The organism is Nonomuraea sp. NPDC050680, assembly GCF_040654555.1.
Classification (GTDB): Bacteria; Actinomycetota; Actinomycetes; order Streptosporangiales; family Streptosporangiaceae; genus Nonomuraea.
The window spans coordinates 38,362-55,280 of sequence record NZ_JBFAIF010000036.1; the positions used below are offsets into that span (position 1 = coordinate 38,362).

The following is a 16,919-nucleotide window of genomic DNA, read 5'->3' on the forward strand; positions in this document are numbered from 1 at the left end:
GAGAGCGCTAACAATCTAGGCATCACTTCCGAGGAGCCTGCACAGTGCACGAAGCACATCTCACGATCGACCCCGCCTTCCGCGTGGCCCCGGTACGCCGCCGCACCTTCGGAACGTTCGTCGAACATCTGGGCCGGTGCGTCTACACCGGCATCTACGAGCCCGGCCACCCGACGGCCGACGAGGACGGCTTCCGCCGGGACGTGCTCGACCTGACCCGCGAGCTGGGCGTGTCCACGGTCCGCTATCCGGGCGGTAACTTCGTCTCCGGCTACCGCTGGGAGGACGGCATCGGGCCGGTCGCCGAACGGCCCCGCCGGCTGGACCTGGCCTGGCACAGCACCGAGACCAACGAGGTCGGGGTGGATGAGTTCGTCCGCTGGTGCCGCAAGGCCGGGGTGGAGCCGATGATGGCGCTCAACCTCGGTACGCGCGGCATCGCCGAGGCCCTTGACCTGCTCGAATACTGCAACCACCCGTCCGGCACCACACTGTCGGACCTGCGGATCGCCAACGGCGCCAAGGAGCCGCACGGCATCCGGATGTGGTGCCTGGGCAACGAGATGGACGGCACGTGGCAGACCGGCCACAAGACCGCCCGCGAGTACGGCCGGCTGGCCGCCGAGACCGCCCGCGCCATGCGCACGATGGACGGCGAGCTGGAGCTGGTCGCCTGCGGCAGCTCGGCCTCGTCGATGCCGACCTTCGGCGCGTGGGAGGCCACGGTGCTGGAGGAGACCTATGACGTGGTCGACTACGTCTCCTGCCACGCCTACTACGAGGAGAAGGACGGCGACCTGGCGAGCTTCCTGGCCTGCTCGACCGACATGGAGTACTTCATCCAGTCGGTCGTGGCCACCGCCGACAGCGTCGGAGCCCGGCTGAAGTCGCGCAAGAAGATCAACTTCTCGTTCGACGAGTGGAACGTCTGGTACCTGTCCCGCTTCCAGGCCGCCGAGCCGCCACGGGACTGGCCGGTCGCGCCGCCGCTGCTGGAGGACCACTACCACCTGGCGGACGCGGTGGCCTTCGGCGGCCTGCTGATCACCCTGCTGCGCAACAGCGACCGGGTGACCTCCGCCTCGCTGGCCCAGCTGGTCAACGTGATCGCGCCGATCATGACCTCGCCAGGCGGATCCGCGTGGCGGCAGACCACCTTCCACCCCTTCGCGCAGGCGTCCCGCCTGGCCGCCGGCGACGTGCTCCGCGTCGAGGCGACCTCCCCGAGCCACGACACCAAGGAGTACGGGGAGGTGCCGCTGCTGCACGCCGTCGCCACGCACTCCGGCGACGAGACCGTGATCTTCGCCGTCAACCGCTCGACCGACGAGCCGCTCTCCCTGGAGATCGACGCGCGGTCGCTGGGCGACGTCCGCGTGGTCGAGGCCACCACGCTGTCGGGCCCCGACGTCTACGCGCGCAACACGGCGGAGGCGCCGGACACGGTCGCCCCCCGGCCGAACCCGGACGTCCAGCACGATCCCCTGCGCGTGCTGCTGCCTCCTGTCTCCTGGAACGTGATCCGCCTCGGCTGATCACCACACCCGCCTCGGCTGATCACCTCATCCGGCCGACGCCCGCACTGTCCCTGATCACCTCGTACGGCTGGCGCCCGTGCTCTCCCTCACCACGAGCTCGGGCTCCACCAGCCGCTGGGTCTCCCGCTTCGTGCCGGCCATCTGGTCGAGCAACAGGTGGAAGGCGTTCCGGCCGACCTCGCCGAAGTCCTGCCGGACCGTGGTCAACGGGGGCCAGAAGTAGGCCGCCTCGGGGATGTCGTCGAAGCCGACCACGCTCACCTCCTCCGGCACGCGGCGCCCGGCCTCGCGCATCGCCCTGAGGACGCCCAGCGCCATCTGGTCGTTGCCCGCGAAGACGGCCGTGACCGACGGGTCGGCGGCCAGCCGCCTGCCGTGCTGGTAGCCCGAGCGGGAGCTCCAGTCGCCGCGTAACAGCTCGGGCACCGGCCGGCCCTCGGCCTCCAGCGCCCCCCGCCAGCCCTCGATCCGGCCACTGGCGTCGATCCAGTCGACCGGCCCGCTCAGGTGCCAGACCGTCTCGTGGCCGAGGCTCAGCAGGTGGCGGGTCGCCCGCGCGGCGCCCGCCCGCTGGTCGACCATGACCACCGGCACCGGGACCTCCTTGCCCGCGTCGACGGCGACCACCGGCAGATCGGGCGGCAGGTAGCGCAGCCCGTCGACCGCCGACTCGTGGGGCGCGACGATGACCACGCCGTCGACGGACTGGGACCGGAGGCGGTGCACGCCCTCCTCGATCGACTTGCGGTTGAGCAGGCTCAGGCTGGCGATGCTCACGGTGTAGCCGCTCAGCCGGGCCGCCTGCTCTATGCAGTAGAGGGTCGAGGCCGGGCCGTACAGGGTGGTGTCGATGCTGACCACCCCGAGCACGCCCGAGCGGCCCGTGACCAGCTGGCGAGCAGCCGAATTGGGCCAGTAGTCCAGCTCGCGCACGGCGGCCAGCACGCGCTCCCTGGTCTCGGCGCGGACCCGGTCGGGCGCGTTGAGCACCCGCGAGACCGTCATCGCCGAGACACCAGCCAGCGCGGCCACATCGCCGAGCACGGCGGGCCTGGTGCGCGGTTTGCCGTCCGATCCCCCAGCCATGCGGGTCACCACCTCCGCGATAACGCTAACAGGCAGGTCGCGCAGTGTGGATCGCTGACCGCAGTGTGGACGCCCGAACACGCAGCCGACGCCGGCTTCGACGCCACCGACCTCGTATGCACCGAGGCTGGCATGAGCCCCCCACCGTGCCAGACGGGTACTTTCCTCGTAAAAACCTGCCTTTTACCTGCGCGTTCGCGGAATGGTCGGCGCGATGGCGGACACCATCGTGAGGTGGAGCTTCTCAGGGCCGAGGGCCTGCGCAAACGCTTCCCGGGTGTGCTGGCGCTCGATGGCGTCGACCTGACCGTGCGCTCCGGTGAGGTGCACGTCCTGCTGGGCGAGAACGGCGCCGGCAAGAGCACCCTCATCAAGATGCTCTCCGGCGCCTACCACCCCGACGAGGGCCGCGTGCTGCTCGACGGGCACCCCGTGCACATCCGTACGGCCGGCGACGCCCAACGGCTCGGCATCGCCACCATCTACCAGGAGTTCAACCTGGTCCCGGAGCTCAGCGTGGCCGAGAACCTGTCGCTGGGCCGGCCGCCGCGCAGGTTCGGCTTCGTCGACACCAAGAGGATGCACGAGCGGGCCGTGGAGTTGCTGGCGCGGGTGGGCGTGGACGTCGATCCGCGCACACCGGTCGCCCGGCTGGGCATCGCCCGCATGCAGATGGTGGAGATCGCCAAGGCGCTCGCCCTCGACGCCCGCGTCCTGATCATGGACGAGCCGACGGCGGTGCTCACCACCGGCGAGGTCGAGAAGCTGTTCTCGATCGTCCGCCGGCTCCGTGAGGAGGGGGTGGCGATCGTGTTCATCACCCACCACCTGGAGGAGATCGCCGCGATCGGCGACCGCGTGACCGTGCTGCGCGACGGCCGGTCGGTCGGCGAGGTACCCGCCGACACGCCCCAGGACGAGCTGGTCCGCCTCATGGTGGGCCGCCCGATCGACCAGCAGTTCCCGCGCGAGCGCGGCCAGGCGGGCGAGCCGCTGCTCAAGGTCACGGGACTCGGCCGCAAGGGCGTCTTCGAGGACGTCTCCTTCGAGGTGCGCGCGGGCGAGGTGGTCGGCCTGGCCGGGCTGGTGGGCGCCGGACGTACCGAGGTCGCCAGGGCGGTCTTCGGCGCCGACCGCTACGACACCGGCGAGGTCACCGTGCGCGGCCGGCGGCCCGCGCCAGGAGACGTGGTCGCGGCCATGGAGGCCGGCCTGGGGCTGGTCCCCGAGGACCGCAAGGGCCAGGGGCTGGTCCTGGGCGCGGACATCGGCGAGAACCTCGGGCTGGTCACCATGCGCGAGGCCACCCGCGCCGGATTCGTCGACCGCGGCGGGCAGCGCCGGGCCGCCGCGGAGGTCGCGGAACAACTCGGCATCCGGATGACCGGACTGGCCCAGGAGGTACGCACGCTCTCCGGCGGCAACCAGCAGAAGGTCGTCATCGGCAAGTGGCTGGAGGCCGACGCGGGGGTGCTGATCCTCGACGAGCCGACCCGCGGCATCGACGTGGGCGCGAAGGTGGAGATCTACCAGCTGATCAACCAGCTCACCGCGTCGGGGCACGCGGTGCTCATGATCTCCAGCGACCTGCCCGAGGTGCTCGGGATGAGCGACCGGATCCTGGTGATGGCGCGCGGGCGGCTGGTCGGCGAGCTGTCCGCGGCCGAGGCCACGCAGGACGGCGTGATGGCGCTGGCGGTCGCCGAGGTGGCGGGTCCTCGTGGCCAGTAACGTCTTCCTCAGGCGGTCCTGGCTGGCCGAGAACGGCGCGCTCGCGGCGCTCGTCGTGCTGATCGTGGCGCTGTCGCTGCTGTCGTCCGACTTCCTCAGCGTGACGAACCTGCTCAACGTGGGCGTCCAGGCGGCCGTCACCGCGATCCTCGCCTTCGGCGGGACGTTCGTCATCGTGACCGGCGGCATCGACCTGTCAGTGGGCTCCGTCGCCGCGCTCTCCGCGATCGTCCTGGCGTGGACGGCCGTTGTCCCCGGCCTGCCGTGGCCGCTGGCCACCGTGGTCTCCCTGGTGGTCGGCGTCGTGTGCGGCCTGGTCAACGCCGCTCTCATCGCGTACGGCAAGCTGCCGCCGTTCATCGCCACGCTCGCCATGCTCGGCATCGCCCGCGGCCTGGCCCTCGTCATCTCCCAAGGCAGCCCCATCCCGATGCCGGAGGCGGTCTCCCACCTGGGCGACACCATCGGCGGCTACCTGCCGGTCCCCGTCATCGTGATGCTGGTCATGGGCGCCCTCGCGGCCGTGATCCTCAACCGGACCTATGTGGGCCGCGCGATGTACGCCATCGGGGGCAACGAGGAGGCCGCCAGGCTGTCGGGCATCAAGGTCTCCCGGCAGAAGCTCATCACGTACGCGCTGTCCGGCGGGTTCGCCGCGGTCGCCGGGATCGTCCTGGCCAGCCGCCTGGCCTCGGCCCAGCCGCAGGCCGCCGCCGGCTACGAGCTCGACGCCATCGCGGCCGTGGTCATCGGCGGTGCCAGCCTGTCCGGCGGCAAGGGCCGGGCGCTCGGCACCTTCGTCGGCGCGCTCATCCTGGCCGTCCTGCGCAACGGCCTGAACCTGCTCTCCGTCTCGGCCTTCTGGCAGCAGGTCGTGATCGGCGTGGTCATCGCACTCGCGGTCCTCGTCGACACGCTGCGGCGCAGGGGGATGTCGTAGGAAAGGGATAGATCATGCGGAATCCCGCGCTCGTCATAGCCGGCGCCGCTCTCGCGCTCGGCCTCACCGCCTGTGGCTCCGCCGGCCCATCAGGCTCGAACAACGCATCCGGCTCACCAGGCGGAGCCAACGTCAAGATCGGCATGACCTTGTCGACGCTGAACAACCCGTACTTCGTCCAGCTCCGCGACGGCGCGCAGGCCGAGGCCCAGAAGGCGGGCGCCACGCTCACCGTCACCGACGCCCAGAACGACGCCTCCCAGCAGGTGAACCAGGTCCAGAACTTCGCCAGCCAGGCCATGAAGGCGATCATCCTGAACCCGGTCGACTCCGACGCGGCGGCGCCCGCGGCCAAGGCGGCGCAACGCGCCAACATCCCGGTCATCGCGGCCGACCGCGGTGTCAACGGCGTCGAGGTGGCGCAGACCGTGGCCTCCGACAACGTGACGGGCGGCAAGCTGGCGGCCCAGGAGCTGGCCGAGCTGCTCGGCCACAAGGGCCAGGTCGTCGTGCTGCAGGGCGTGGCCGGAACCTCGGCCGCGCGCGACCGCGGGCAGGGCTTCACCGAGGGGATCAAGGCGTTCCCGAACATCCAGGTCGTGGCCCAGCAGCCGGCCGACTTCGACCGGACCAAGGGCCTCGACGTCATGACGAACCTGCTCCAGTCGAACCCCGGCATCGACGGCGTCTTCGCCGAGAACGACGAGATGGCGCTGGGCGCGATCAAGGCCCTGGGCGCCAAGGCGGGCAAGGAGGTCAAGGTCGTCGGCTTCGACGGCACCCCCGACGGCCTGAAGGCGGTCAAGGCGGGGACGATGAACGCCAGCGTCGCCCAGCAGCCCACGCTGCTCGGCCAGCAGGCGGTGGCCGCCGCCGTCAAGGCCGCCAGGGGCGAGAAGATCGACAAGACCGTGGCCGTGCCGGTGAAGGTCGCGACCACGGAGAACGTCGACGAGTTCAAGATCGACTGACCGGCCATGGCCGGCGTCCAGATGGCTAGTTTCTGGGCGTGAGGACCCAGTCCCAGCGGTCGTTGTTCCTGTCATGGATACCGGTGAGCTGGGTCACCCGGGAGCCGTCGACGCTGACCAGCACCAGACCGTTGTCGAACTCGTTCCCGCACTTCCCCGCGCAACCGAGCGCGACCACGTTGTCGTTGTCGGCCCAGGCGAGCAGCCGGAGCACCCTCTGTTTGCCGACGACCGCTCCGGAACGGTCGGTGATGCTGGTCGGCAGGCCGTCGCGGCCGAGGACCAGCTTGCCGTCGGGCGAGACCTTCGACCTGCCGGTGTAGTAGACGTACTGGTCACCGGCCGGCGCCTCCCGCTGCTTGCCGTCGAGGTCGAGGAAGACCTTGTCCGGCCTGGTGTTGCTGGGCTGCCAGAGCAGCGATCCGTCCAGGCTCCAGCCGAGATCCTGGCGCGCGTTCGAGTTGCCTGGAGACCCGTCCCTGCTCATCGGCCCGAGCTCGTGGTAGGCGGCCTCACCCGTGGCGACGTCGATGACGTAATAGCCGATCCGCGTGGACTCGGGCATCGTCATCGTCCTGGCGTCCTTCCCAAAGACCTGCCACCGATCCGGGTACTCGGAGTAGGCCGTGGCCAGGACCTTGGTGCCGTCGGGCGACCAGACCACCGACCCGACCGCGTGCTCCAGCCCGATCATGGCCTTGATCTGCCGGGTGTTCATGTCGAGGATGCCCACCTGCTTGCCGATCAGGTCGCCCTCGACCACCGCGGCGAGCTGGAGTCCCGGCGCCACGTCCACCCAGGCCCAGGGGGTCTGCTCATAGGTGTCATCGCGCGGGTCGTAGAGCGACCAGACGCGCCGGTCCCGTACCCAGTTGCCCTCCAGCTTCTCGGTCTTGGTGACGTAGTACGCGGACAACGCCACGTTCCCGGCCGCGACCAGCTTCCGCGGCGGCGCGTTCTCCTCCTCGCCGCGTACGTCGGTCGAGGTCACCGTCGGCCTGACGGGGACACTCACACCGTCGGTCGCCGGGCGCACGGTCGTGTTGTCGCCCCGCAGGCCGAAGGCGAACACGGCGACGGCCACCGCCAGCCCCACCGCCAGCACCGTCGCGCCAATGGGCAGCCAGGCGCGCCTCCGTAGCGCCCGGTCCGCCAGGTCGTGCGGAACCCGCGCCTCCGAGGCCCACTCCTCCAGGGTGTCGCGAAGCAGTCGGCTCATGTTGCGGCCTCCAGTTCCATGGCCAGCTCGGGGGCGATCAGCCGGAGCCGGGCGAGTGATCGGTGCGCGGTGCTCCTGACCGTGCCGACCGAGCACCCCAGCTCGCGGGCGACCTGGTGATCGGGCAGGTCCTCGAAGTAGCGGAGCACGAGTACCGTGCGCTGCTTCGGGGTGAGCTTGGCCAGAGCGCCGCGCAGCACCATGCGCAGCTCGCTCTGGTGCGTGCGGTCCGCTCCGGGCAGGTCGGGCGGGGCCGCCTGGACGACCTCGCCGCGCCGGATGGCCGCGCGCCACCAGCTCACCTGCTGGCGGTACATGATCTGCCTGGCGTACGCCTCGGGCGCCTCGACCCGCTGCCATTTCGCCGCCAGCTTCGTCAGCGCGGTCTGGACCAGGTCCTCGGCGCCGTGCTGGTCACCACCGGTGAGCAGGAAGCCGAGCCGCATCAGGGCGGGAGAGCGCGCAGAGACGAACTCGCGGAAGCCTTGCTCGTCCGCAGCGTCCACGACCACCTCCAAAGGGTTGATATCAGCCCTCAGACGCCGGGGAGCCCGCCTCGCTATGCCTCTGCCGGGTAACTATTTCTGACCGAACCGGATAAGCGCTTTTGACCGTGGCCCACCCTTCCGAGTCGGGTCACTGGCCATATGGAGTGGGTGACCTAGGGTGTGAGCAGATAACCGGTTCACAGGGGGTCTCGTGAACCGCGTTGACTCATTGAATGGTGCGCCAGGACTGTTCTTCGACGAGTTCGCGGCTCCGCCAGCCGTCGGCGGTGCGCAGCATCCGGTGGTGATACCAGCCACCGCCCTGGATCAGCCCCTTGCTGTCGGCGGAGACCAGTTCGCGCGAGGGAGCGAGGGTGTCGGCGAACGACGCGCTCACTCGGGCCCCGCCGGACTCGAAGACGATCCTTGTAGCGCCGATCAGGTGCAGCCGTCCGGGCCAATTGGCCAGGACGTCGGCGAGCCAGATCTTGGCCTCGGCCCGCGTGCCTCGGATGCCGCCCGCCGTCTGGTAGTCGATCATCGCGTCAGGAGTGAAGACCTCGTCGAGCAGGTCCCAGTCCCCCGAGTCGACGGCGTAGGCGTAGCGGGCCAGCACCTCGGCGATCTGGAGGCGGTCGGCGATCTCGCAGTCGTCCATACGGTGATCCAACCAAACGCTTGCTACAAACGCCAGCCGGTTCAGTGCGCGTGGGCGTACTCGTCGCGCCGGCGCAGCATCACCAGCAGCATGAGCGGGAACATCGCCACATGCGCGGCCATCATCAGCCCCATCCCGTCGATGACCCCCAGCCACAGCAGCGGGAACAACGGCACGACCGGCACGAACATGGCGGCGCACATCTCCAGCGTGCCGGCCCACCCGTGACCTCGGAAGCGCATCCAGGCGGCCATGCCCACGGACATGTCGAACGCCATGACCAGGTAGGCGAGCTCGGGATCCCGCTCGTACGTCAGCCCGAGCCCGACGGCGTCGAGCAGGAAGCCCAGCACGAGCATCCCGACGAACATCGCGATGACCATCTCCACGTAGTGCCAGGCGAATCGGCCCCATGATCTCTGTGTCATGCGCCGACTGTCCCACCCCGCGTCTCCCCTGGAAAAGGCGGGCAAATCGACAGGTCCGGAAACTTGGGGTCCCGGTCCTTCCAGCGTAGGGTCTGGCCATGACCGTACGGCGGATCATCGTCATCGGATACGCGGCGGCGGAGCTGCTCGACATCGCCTGCATCACCAGCGCCCTGGTGGCGGCCAACCACCACGCCCGCCGCCCCCTCTACGAAGTGCGGCTCGCCACCCTCGGCGGCAACCCCATCACCTGCGGCACCGGGCTGACGCTGGAGGCCCAGGAAGTCCTCGAACGCGTCACCGGACCCCTCGACACGGTCGTCGTCGTCGGCGGCATCGGCCACCAGGAAGCGGCGGAGAACCGGCCGATCCTGGCGCACCTACGCCGCCTGGCCCGTGAGAGCCGCCGCGTCGCGTCGGTCTGCACCGGAGCCGGCATCCTGGCCGCGACGGGCCTGCTGGACGGCCGGCGCGTGACCACGCACTGGGAGTGGGCGCGCGACCTCGCCGTCCGGTACCCCTCGGTGACCTTCGACCCGGACCCCATCTTCATTCGCGACGGCAACGTCATCACGGCGGCCGGCGTCACCAGCGCTCTCGACCTCACCCTGGCCTTCATCGAGGACGACCACGGCGCGGTCCTGGCCAGGAGGGTCGCCCGCACCCTGGTGACCTACCTGCAGCGGCCCGGCAACCAGGCGCAGATGAGCATCTTCACCGACGCGCCGGCGTGCGAGGACAAACTGGTCAGGCAGGTGACCGAGTACGTCACCAGCCACCTGGACGCCGACCTGACCACCGCCACGCTGGCGGCCGACGCCGGAGTGAGCGAGCGGCACCTGACCCGGCTGTTCCTCAAGGACCTGGGCCAGACCCCCGGCCGGTTCGTCCGGCAGGCCCGTACGGAGGCGGCCGCCCACCTGCTGGCCTCGACCACCCTGCCCATGGCCGGCGTGGCCGCCCGCTGCGGCTTCGGCACGGCCGAGACGCTGCGGCAGGCGTTCGTCGACCGCTACGGGATCCCGCCGTCGCGCTACCGGCTGACACAGCGGCCGGCGTGAGTACCAGCCGTCGCGCTACCGGCTGACGCAGCGGCCGGCGTGAGTACTATTCGTCGGCCTTGAACGCGAAGCTGGTCGGCGGCGTGAAGGACGGGTCCGGCACGCCGTACACGAGCGAGATCTGCTCGTGCGCCTTGATCACGATGGCCGCCGGGTCGCCGGTGAACGGCTTGCCATCGACCTGGGTCGTGAGGACCTTGCCGTTGCCGGTCCGCAGCGCGCCGATCTGGTTCGCCGACAGGGTGACGCCCCACTGCTTGAAGATCTGGCCGAGGGTGTAGACCTCGCCCTTGGCGCGGGATTCGACGTGGATCACGCCGCGGGCGTCATGGGTGTGCACGGGGGTCATGTCCTCCCCCTCGATCCCGATGTTGGCCGGGACCTCCACCGCTCTGCCGTCCACGAAGACGCTCAGATGGGCGTGATAGTGCTCGGCGGTGCCCATCGGCCCGGCGGTGAGACCGGCGGCCTTCATCCCGGGGGCCGGATCGTCCGGGATGGACCAGGGCGGCGTCCCGCCGTACGGCTGGGCGGGCTTGGCCGAGACGGTCTGGAAGATGCCGTACCCGGCCGCGGCCAGGGCGACCAGCGCGACGGCCGAGCCGATCCCCGCGGTCACCCACCTGCGGCGGCCCGGCTCTTCGATGACCGGCGGCTCGGCGAGGTGTTGCTGGGATTCCGGCGTCTCAATCGTGGACATGGGCGCTCCTGGGCAACATGCGGCTTTGCGACCTTCAGCTCATCATCGGCGAAAGAGGGTCAGCGCTGACGCCGGCGCCACCGGCCGGATGTGGCCGTGCTTTACGGCCAGCGGAGTCACCTGGCCGTTGAATCGCCACGAAGGCACATCGCGACCATCCTCTCCCCCGAAACCGGCTTCAACGCCCCCGATAGCGGCGAGAACCATCCAACAAAGGGTCCACGACGTTCAGAGGGCCGCACGGCCCCTCGGGGAGGCACACGGATGCCGATCAAGGTCACCGTCTGGAGCGAGAACTATCACGAGCCACGCGAGGAGGACGTACGCCTGCGCTACCCGGAGGGCATTCACGGCGCGATCGCCGCGGGCCTGACCGAGCGGCTCGGCGACCGCGTACAGGTGCGCACCGCGATCCTGGAGGACCCGGAGCACGGGCTGTCGGAGAAGGACCTCGCCGAGACCGACGTGCTCACCTGGTGGGGGCACATGGCCCACGAGGAGGTGTCCGACGAGGTCGTGGAGCGGGTGCATCAGCGCGTGCTCGGCGGAATGGGCCTGCTGGTGCTGCACTCGGGCCACTACTCGAAGATCTTCCGCAGGCTGATGGGCACCACCTGCTCGCTCACCTGGCGCGACGCGGCCGAGCGGGAGCTGGTCTGGACGGCCGCCCCCGGCCACCCCATCGCCGAGGGCGTGCCGCAGCCGCTGGTCATCGGCGAGCAGGAGACGTACGGCGAGCCGTTCGGCATTCCGGAACCCGACGAGCTGGTCTTCATCAGCAATTTCAGCGGCGGCGAGGTCTTCCGCAGCGGCTGCTGCTACCGCCGGGGCCTGGGCCGGGTCTTCTACTTCAGCCCCGGCGACCAGGGGCACCCGGTCTACCACCACCCCGACGTACGACGCGTGCTGGCCAACGCGGTGCTGTGGTCCGCCCCCGCGTCCGGCGTCGGCGACCCCCTGCGGAACGCCCACACCCCCATCACCTGGTAGGAGCCGCATGACCTTCATCACCCTCGACGAGGACCGTCCGCTGCGGGCCGTGATCGTCGGCGCCGGGTACATCGGCGGCCAGTGGGCACCCGAACTGCTCGCCCACCCCGGCACCGAGCTGGTCGGCTGGGTGGACGTGGCCGAGGAGCGCGCCCGCGCCTCCGCCGCCGCCCTGGGCCTGGACGGACTGCCCGTCAGCGCCTCGCTCACCGCCGTACTCGACGGCGAGGAGCCCGACTTCATCGTCAACTGCACCGTTCCCGACGCTCATCGCGACGTGACCGTCACCGCCCTGGAGCGCGGGGTGTCGGTGCTCAGCGAGAAGCCCATGTCGATCACGCTGGACGAGGCTCGGAGCATGGTGAGCGCGGCGGACCGGGCGCGGCGGCTGTTCGCGGTCAACCAGAACCGCCGTTTCCTGCCGAACCTGGTGGCCTTCCGCAGGACGGTGGCCGAGCTCGGGCCGCTCGGGCTGCTGACCTCGGAGTTCTTCATGCCGTACCAAGGGCCGCCGTTCCTGGCCACGCTGGAGCACCCCCTGTTACAGGACATGGCGATTCACCTGTTCGACGCGGCCCGCGCGGTGTCGGGGGCCGATCCGGTCAGCGTGTACTGCGAGTCGTTCCGGCCGCCGTGGACCTGGTATTCGGGCGCCTGCTCCGCCACGGCGATCTTCGAGATGACCGGCGGCCTCCGCTACACGTTCACAGGGAGCTGGTCCGCGCCCGGCCAGGCGACGTCCTGGACCGGCAGCTGGCGGGCCGCCGGCACACACGGGACGGCCCGCTGGGACGGCGAGCGGCGGCCGACGGTGGAAGGGGCCAACGGGCACAAGGTACGCAGACATCCACCCGAACCGGACCGGTACCCGGGGCGGGCCCGGTTCAGCGGGCTGGCGGAGGGGCTGGAGGAGTTCCTGGCCGGGCTGCGCACTGGGCGGCCACCGCAGGGTGAGTGCCACGACAACATCCGGAGTCTGGCCATGGTGACAGCCGCCCTGGAGTCGGCCCGCACGGGCACGCGGGTGCCAGTGGCCTTCGACGTCTGAGGGGTGCGTGAGTCGGGACCGCGTCTGGACGACCGTTGTGTGGGTCAGGACCGCGTCTGGAGACCGGCGTGTGGGTCAGGGCCGCGTCTGGAGACCGGCGTGGGTCAGGACCGCGACAGCGGGTTGGGCAGCCGGGCCCAGCGGTCCCCGGTGGGGCCGCCCTCGAACTGCATCACCGTGTGCGCCTTGACGGGCACCTCCGCGCCGAACAGCGCCGCCCGGTCGGCGCGGGTGTCGGCGGTGGCGGGCAGGTCGTCGAACACCTGACCGGCCACCGCCGCCACCACCGCCCACAGCCGTGCCTCCGCCTCCCGGTCGCCCTGCCCGAGAGCCGAGACGAGGCTGCTGAACGTGGTGCCGACGAGCGAGCCGTACAGCTTGGCGTGCAGCTCGTCCGGATCGTCGGTGATGAGGCGAGCGCTGAGCGGCGGCGGCGTCAGACCGTTGCGACGCAGGCGCGCGGGACTGACGCGGATGTCGGCCAGGTCCCGGTAGACCAGGCGGATCGGGCGGCCGTGGCGGTCCAGGACGACCAGCAGGTTCTGGCCGTGCGCCTCCAGCGTCACGCCGTACGCCAGCAGCCCCAGCGCCGCCTCCAGCGCCTGCCGAGCGAACTCCCCCAGCCACTCCCTGGCCTCATCCGGACTGGGGACGAAGGGTGACCCACCGTTCGGGGGCCGGACGACGCCATCGATCAACGGTCGGTCACCGGTCGGGGGCCGGAGGAAGCCGTGGATCAAGGGTGGGCCGGCGGTCGAGGGCCGGAGGAGGCCGTGGATCAAGGGCGGGCCGCCGGTCGGGGGCCGGACGATGAGGGCCGCCACGGGAAGCACGATCTCGCCCGCACCCGCGTACTCCGTCGGCGACTCGCGCACCAGGACCGCCAGGTCGGCACTGGGCTCGCCGTCCACCACCGCGCAGGCGGCGGCCAGATTGCGGGTGATCCGCAGCCGCCCGCCCAGCCGCCGGGCCAGATGCACCAGCATGGCCGAGAGCGGCGCGCTGTCACGGATCGAGCCCGGCGAGATGTCCCGCACGTTGGACGTCAGCCGCGTCGAGAGCGCCGTCTTGAGATGCGGCCCGCCGCCGACGGGCGCGAGCGTCCGTACACACATCAGCGGCCGGGCCGCTATCCCGCCGGCCACGAACGGCCGGAACCCCAGCTCCGGCAGCACATGCCTGCTCTGCCACGGATGGGTGGGCAGCAGCAGCCGATCACCGTCGCGCAGCCAGTCGGGCCAGGCCCCGATGACCACACACCGCGACGCCGGCACCGCCACCAGATCCAGATCGACCACAGGCCGATGCTCGGGCATGTACGCCAGCTGCTCCGCCACCGACACCCCGGGCCGGTTACGACAGGACGGATGGTACGGATGCCCGTCCACCACGCTCTGCTCGAACCACTCCAGCGACCCCTCCTCCGCCCCCGTCCCCAGCCCCAGCCGTGCTCCGGCGCGCGCGAGCGCCAGCGAGGCGACGCTGCGGTCCAGGTCGGCGCCGAAGCGCTCCGACCCCGGCAGCCCGAGCGCGGCCAGCAGGTCACCCGGCCGCGTGTACCCCCGCCCGTCCAGCAGCACCACCGGGTCCTCCCCGGCCCCCAGGTCGTACGCCAGGCGACCGGGCCCGGTGAGCAGGCGCCCATCGGGCAACCGGACCCGCCCGGCCGCACCGTCCTGCCCGTCCGCGCTCTCCCGCCGGGCCGGGCTCTCCCGCCCGTCTGCGTCCTCCCGCCCGGCCAACCCGGGCACTGGCTCGTACAGCAGGCCCCGCCAGAGCAGACCCAGGATGGTGGCCCGCGCCCCCGGGAGCGCCTCGGCGTAGGCGGCGGCCAGGCCGGGACGGACCTGTGCCAGCTTTGCGGCAAATTCCGCTTCTGCCCGGCCTTGAGGGGGATCCTCCAATTCAATACTCATAACGGGTAGTTACCCCGTGTATGACCACCGATACGAGTGGTGAGGGGTCCGCGATGACGCACCACCCCGAGGGGCCGGACGCGGCACAGGTGACCGTACGATCCGGCCAGGCCCGTAACCGAGACCGAGACGAGGACCACGACCGGGACCGGGACCACGACCGGGACCGCGACCACGACCGCGACCGCGACCGCGCCGACGCTCTCACGATGACGGCTCTCCTCAACTGCCTGGTCCGCGAAGTGGCCAGCCCCGAGAGCGGCCGGAACGACGGCCACCGGATCTACCGTCTGCCCGCGACCGGCCACCTGCTGCGGGTACGCGCCGGACGTTACCCCGCGCACCCCGCCCTGCACACACCCGGCGGCTGGCTCCCCCTGTCCCTGGACCTCCTGGTGGCGCTGACAGCCGAGGAGCTGACCGCGTGCACCGGCGTGTCCAACGACACCCTCGCGGGCGAGGTCCACCACAGCAGGGACGTCGTCGCCACCCTGCTGTCCACCCGGCGCACCCTCGCATCCAGCACCCAGCCCTTCATCGAGCCCACCGAGCTGTTCCTGCGGTCCGAGCAGGCCCTGGTCGCCGGACACCGCTACCACCCGGCGCCCAAGGCCCGTGGCGGGCTCGGCCCGGACGCCTGGCTCCCCTACGCGCCCGAGGCCCGCGCCCGCTTCCCGCTGACCCTGCTCTGGCTAGCGCCCGAGATCGTGCTGGAGGAGGGCGACGCCACCGCCCTGGACGCCCTCGGACCGCCGCCGCCCGATGGCGGCCTCCTGCTACCCGCCCACCCCTGGCAGCTGGAGCTGCTGGGCGGCCCGGCCGCCCTGCGGGACGGGCGGCTGCGAGGTTTGGGCGAGACCATCGCCGTCCCCTATCCGGGCGAGACCACCGCCGTGCGGGACGGCCGGCTGCGCTATCTGGGCGAGACCACCGCCGTGCGGGATGGCCGGCTGCGCTATCTGGGCGAGACCACCGCCATGGCCGTGCCGACCTCTTCGCTGCGCACCGTGTACCTGCCCGACGCGGACCTGTTCTGCAAGTTCAGTCTCGACGTCCGGATCACGAACGACGTCCGCCGGCTCTGGGCCCGCGACCTGCGGCGGCTCACAGCCGTCGACGGCCGGCTGCGGAGAGTCTTCGACGACCTGCCCGCGCACCTGCCGAGACCATCCGTACTCTCCGACCGGGGCTACCGCACCGTGGACCTCGGCGATGGCGGCGAGGCGCTGGCGGTGGTCGTGCGCGACGGCCTGGGGGCGCACCTGCGTCCCGGCCTGACGGCGCTGCTGGCGGCGGGGATCAGTGAGGGCTTTCCCGGCAATCCGCTCGACGGCCTCGACGAGGACCGGGCGCTCGCCTGGTGGCAGGGCTATCTCGAGCACGTCGTACCGCCGGTCCTGCACGCGTACCTGCGTCACGGCGTGGTCCTGGAGTGCCACCTGCAGAACGTACTGATCGGCGTGGACGCCACCGGCGCCCCGGCACAGGTGATCTTCCGCGACCACGAGGGCGTCAAGCTGGTCGCCGACCGGCACCAGGACACGGCACCGCGCGTCAGCGCGGCCTATGGCTGGGAGCGGCTGGTCTACTGCCTGGTGACCAACAATCTCTGGGAGATCGCCGGCGCGATCGAGGAGCGCCACCCGGGCCTCGGCGGCGAACTGTGGGCGCGGGTCAGAGACCTGTTCGCCGGGTACGCGGCGGACCACGTGGAGGTCCGTGCCCTGCTGGCCGCCTCCCACGTGCCCGCCAAGGCCAACCTGCTGCTGCGCTGGCTCGGCGCCGACGGCGGCGAGATGCGCTGTGTGCCCGTCCCCAACCCCCTGCGTGCCCGTCCCCAACCCCTTGCGCGCCCGTCCCGAATCCCCTGCGACCAGTAGCCGGTCGGCACAGAAACCGTGACCATGGTCATCGCTATTAGTAACCGAATAGCTACTGTCAGTGACAAGGCCAGGTAGATAGACATGGGCGTGACCGACATCCTCTCTGAAAGGAGAAGGTCATGCACACACCTGCCGCGTACGAGCCGCCGGCCCTGGCCGAAGTCGGCGATTTCGCCGACCTGACGCGCGGTTTCCCGTCGGGCTTCGTCCTCGATTGGGCCCCTCAGCCGTTCCAGTGGTTCTCCGACTGACGGGCGGGAGC

At 71.0% G+C, this 16,919-nt stretch carries 16 protein-coding genes; 9 read left to right on the forward strand and 7 right to left on the reverse strand.

The annotated features are described in order from the left end of the window. The first annotated feature begins 44 nt into the window (after positions 1–44). On the forward strand, positions 45–1,535 hold the full coding sequence (locus tag AB0H88_RS50440) for an alpha-N-arabinofuranosidase (protein ID WP_357657099.1): 1,491 nt from the start codon (positions 45–47) through the stop codon (positions 1,533–1,535). Between the two features lie 57 nt (positions 1,536–1,592). Here the strand turns inward: AB0H88_RS50440 and AB0H88_RS50445 are convergent, their stop codons facing one another. After that, on the reverse strand, positions 1,593–2,624 hold the full coding sequence (locus AB0H88_RS50445; RefSeq protein WP_357657101.1) for a LacI family DNA-binding transcriptional regulator: 1,032 nt from the start codon (positions 2,622–2,624) through the stop codon (positions 1,593–1,595). A 234-nt stretch (positions 2,625–2,858) separates the two neighbouring features. On the opposite strand from AB0H88_RS50445, the gene AB0H88_RS50450 reads away from it, so the two are divergent. From AB0H88_RS50450 to AB0H88_RS50460, 3 genes are read left to right on the forward strand one after another with little or no spacing between them, the layout of a single operon-like run. Then, a complete protein-coding gene (locus tag AB0H88_RS50450) occupies positions 2,859–4,355 on the forward strand; it encodes a sugar ABC transporter ATP-binding protein (protein WP_357657103.1) in 1,497 nt (498 codons plus the stop codon). Then, positions 4,345–5,295: an ABC transporter permease gene (locus AB0H88_RS50455; RefSeq protein ID WP_357657105.1), complete on the forward strand. Its 951-nt coding sequence runs from the start codon at positions 4,345–4,347 to the stop codon at positions 5,293–5,295. Before AB0H88_RS50450 ends, AB0H88_RS50455 begins: the two co-directional genes overlap by 11 nt. A gap of 14 nt (positions 5,296–5,309) precedes the next feature. After that, positions 5,310–6,266: a substrate-binding domain-containing protein gene (locus AB0H88_RS50460; protein ID WP_357657107.1), complete on the forward strand. Its 957-nt coding sequence runs from the start codon at positions 5,310–5,312 to the stop codon at positions 6,264–6,266. 25 nt (positions 6,267–6,291) lie between these two features. Here AB0H88_RS50460 and AB0H88_RS50465 read toward each other — a convergent pair whose 3' ends face one another. The 4 genes from AB0H88_RS50465 to AB0H88_RS50480 all read right to left on the reverse strand — a co-directional run bounded on the left by AB0H88_RS50465 (position 6,292) and on the right by AB0H88_RS50480 (position 9,059). Continuing rightward, complete coding sequence (locus tag AB0H88_RS50465) at positions 6,292–7,485, reverse strand: hypothetical protein (protein ID WP_357657109.1); 1,194 nt, start codon at positions 7,483–7,485, stop codon at positions 6,292–6,294. Further along, positions 7,482–7,991, reverse strand: coding sequence for a SigE family RNA polymerase sigma factor (locus AB0H88_RS50470; RefSeq protein ID WP_357657112.1), 510 nt, complete (start codon positions 7,989–7,991; stop codon positions 7,482–7,484). The genes AB0H88_RS50465 and AB0H88_RS50470 overlap by 4 nt, the downstream gene beginning before the upstream one ends. A gap of 208 nt (positions 7,992–8,199) precedes the next feature. After that, positions 8,200–8,631 carry a nuclear transport factor 2 family protein gene (locus AB0H88_RS50475; RefSeq protein ID WP_357657114.1) on the reverse strand — a complete coding sequence of 144 codons (432 nt, stop codon included), beginning with the start codon at positions 8,629–8,631 and terminating at the stop codon, positions 8,200–8,202. Positions 8,632–8,672: 41 nt separating this feature from the next. Continuing rightward, entirely contained in the window at positions 8,673–9,059 is a 387-nt protein-coding gene (locus AB0H88_RS50480) for a hypothetical protein (RefSeq protein WP_357657116.1), read from the reverse strand. Positions 9,060–9,157: 98 nt separating this feature from the next. Here AB0H88_RS50480 and AB0H88_RS50485 point away from each other — a divergent pair, with 98 nt between their 5' ends. Continuing rightward, on the forward strand, positions 9,158–10,120 hold the full coding sequence (locus AB0H88_RS50485) for a GlxA family transcriptional regulator (protein WP_357657117.1): 963 nt from the start codon (positions 9,158–9,160) through the stop codon (positions 10,118–10,120). 46 nt (positions 10,121–10,166) lie between these two features. Here AB0H88_RS50485 and AB0H88_RS50490 read toward each other — a convergent pair whose 3' ends face one another. Beyond that, positions 10,167–10,820 (reverse strand): hypothetical protein, encoded by a 654-nt coding sequence (locus AB0H88_RS50490; RefSeq protein WP_357657119.1) that lies wholly within the window; start codon positions 10,818–10,820, stop codon positions 10,167–10,169. A gap of 264 nt (positions 10,821–11,084) precedes the next feature. Between AB0H88_RS50490 and AB0H88_RS50495 the strand changes: the two genes are divergently transcribed. Further along, the gene (locus AB0H88_RS50495) at positions 11,085–11,810 is read left to right on the forward strand and encodes a ThuA domain-containing protein (protein ID WP_357657120.1); all 726 of its coding nucleotides are present in this window, start codon (positions 11,085–11,087) and stop codon (positions 11,808–11,810) included. A gap of 7 nt (positions 11,811–11,817) precedes the next feature. Further along, positions 11,818–12,858, forward strand: a complete 1,041-nt coding sequence (locus AB0H88_RS50500; protein WP_357657122.1) for a Gfo/Idh/MocA family oxidoreductase — start codon at positions 11,818–11,820, stop codon at positions 12,856–12,858. Between the two features lie 104 nt (positions 12,859–12,962). Here the strand turns inward: AB0H88_RS50500 and AB0H88_RS50505 are convergent, their stop codons facing one another. Then, the gene (locus tag AB0H88_RS50505; RefSeq protein WP_357657123.1) at positions 12,963–14,774 is read right to left on the reverse strand and encodes an IucA/IucC family protein; all 1,812 of its coding nucleotides are present in this window, start codon (positions 14,772–14,774) and stop codon (positions 12,963–12,965) included. Positions 14,775–14,827: 53 nt separating this feature from the next. Between AB0H88_RS50505 and AB0H88_RS50510 the strand changes: the two genes are divergently transcribed. After that, positions 14,828–16,654, forward strand: a complete 1,827-nt coding sequence (locus tag AB0H88_RS50510; RefSeq protein ID WP_357657125.1) for an IucA/IucC family protein — start codon at positions 14,828–14,830, stop codon at positions 16,652–16,654. A 122-nt stretch (positions 16,655–16,776) separates the two neighbouring features. Next, positions 16,777–16,908: a lasso RiPP family leader peptide-containing protein gene (locus AB0H88_RS50515; protein WP_357657126.1), complete on the forward strand. Its 132-nt coding sequence runs from the start codon at positions 16,777–16,779 to the stop codon at positions 16,906–16,908. Positions 16,909–16,919: the final 11 nt, after the last annotated feature.

Coding starts and splice junctions, on each gene's coding strand:
- AB0H88_RS50445 (WP_357657101.1), bottom strand. CDS start 2,624: ATGGCTGGGGGATCGGACGGCAAACCGCGCACCAGGCCCGCCGTGCTC.
- AB0H88_RS50460 (WP_357657107.1), top strand. CDS start 5,310: ATGCGGAATCCCGCGCTCGTCATAGCCGGCGCCGCTCTCGCGCTCGGC.
- AB0H88_RS50465 (WP_357657109.1), bottom strand. CDS start 7,485: ATGAGCCGACTGCTTCGCGACACCCTGGAGGAGTGGGCCTCGGAGGCG.
- AB0H88_RS50475 (WP_357657114.1), bottom strand. CDS start 8,631: ATGGACGACTGCGAGATCGCCGACCGCCTCCAGATCGCCGAGGTGCTG.
- AB0H88_RS50480 (WP_357657116.1), bottom strand. CDS start 9,059: ATGACACAGAGATCATGGGGCCGATTCGCCTGGCACTACGTGGAGATG.
- AB0H88_RS50485 (WP_357657117.1), top strand. CDS start 9,158: ATGACCGTACGGCGGATCATCGTCATCGGATACGCGGCGGCGGAGCTG.
- AB0H88_RS50490 (WP_357657119.1), bottom strand. CDS start 10,820: ATGTCCACGATTGAGACGCCGGAATCCCAGCAACACCTCGCCGAGCCG.
- AB0H88_RS50495 (WP_357657120.1), top strand. CDS start 11,085: ATGCCGATCAAGGTCACCGTCTGGAGCGAGAACTATCACGAGCCACGC.
- AB0H88_RS50500 (WP_357657122.1), top strand. CDS start 11,818: ATGACCTTCATCACCCTCGACGAGGACCGTCCGCTGCGGGCCGTGATC.
- AB0H88_RS50505 (WP_357657123.1), bottom strand. CDS start 14,774: ATGAGTATTGAATTGGAGGATCCCCCTCAAGGCCGGGCAGAAGCGGAA.
- AB0H88_RS50510 (WP_357657125.1), top strand. CDS start 14,828: ATGACGCACCACCCCGAGGGGCCGGACGCGGCACAGGTGACCGTACGA.
- AB0H88_RS50515 (WP_357657126.1), top strand. CDS start 16,777: ATGCACACACCTGCCGCGTACGAGCCGCCGGCCCTGGCCGAAGTCGGC.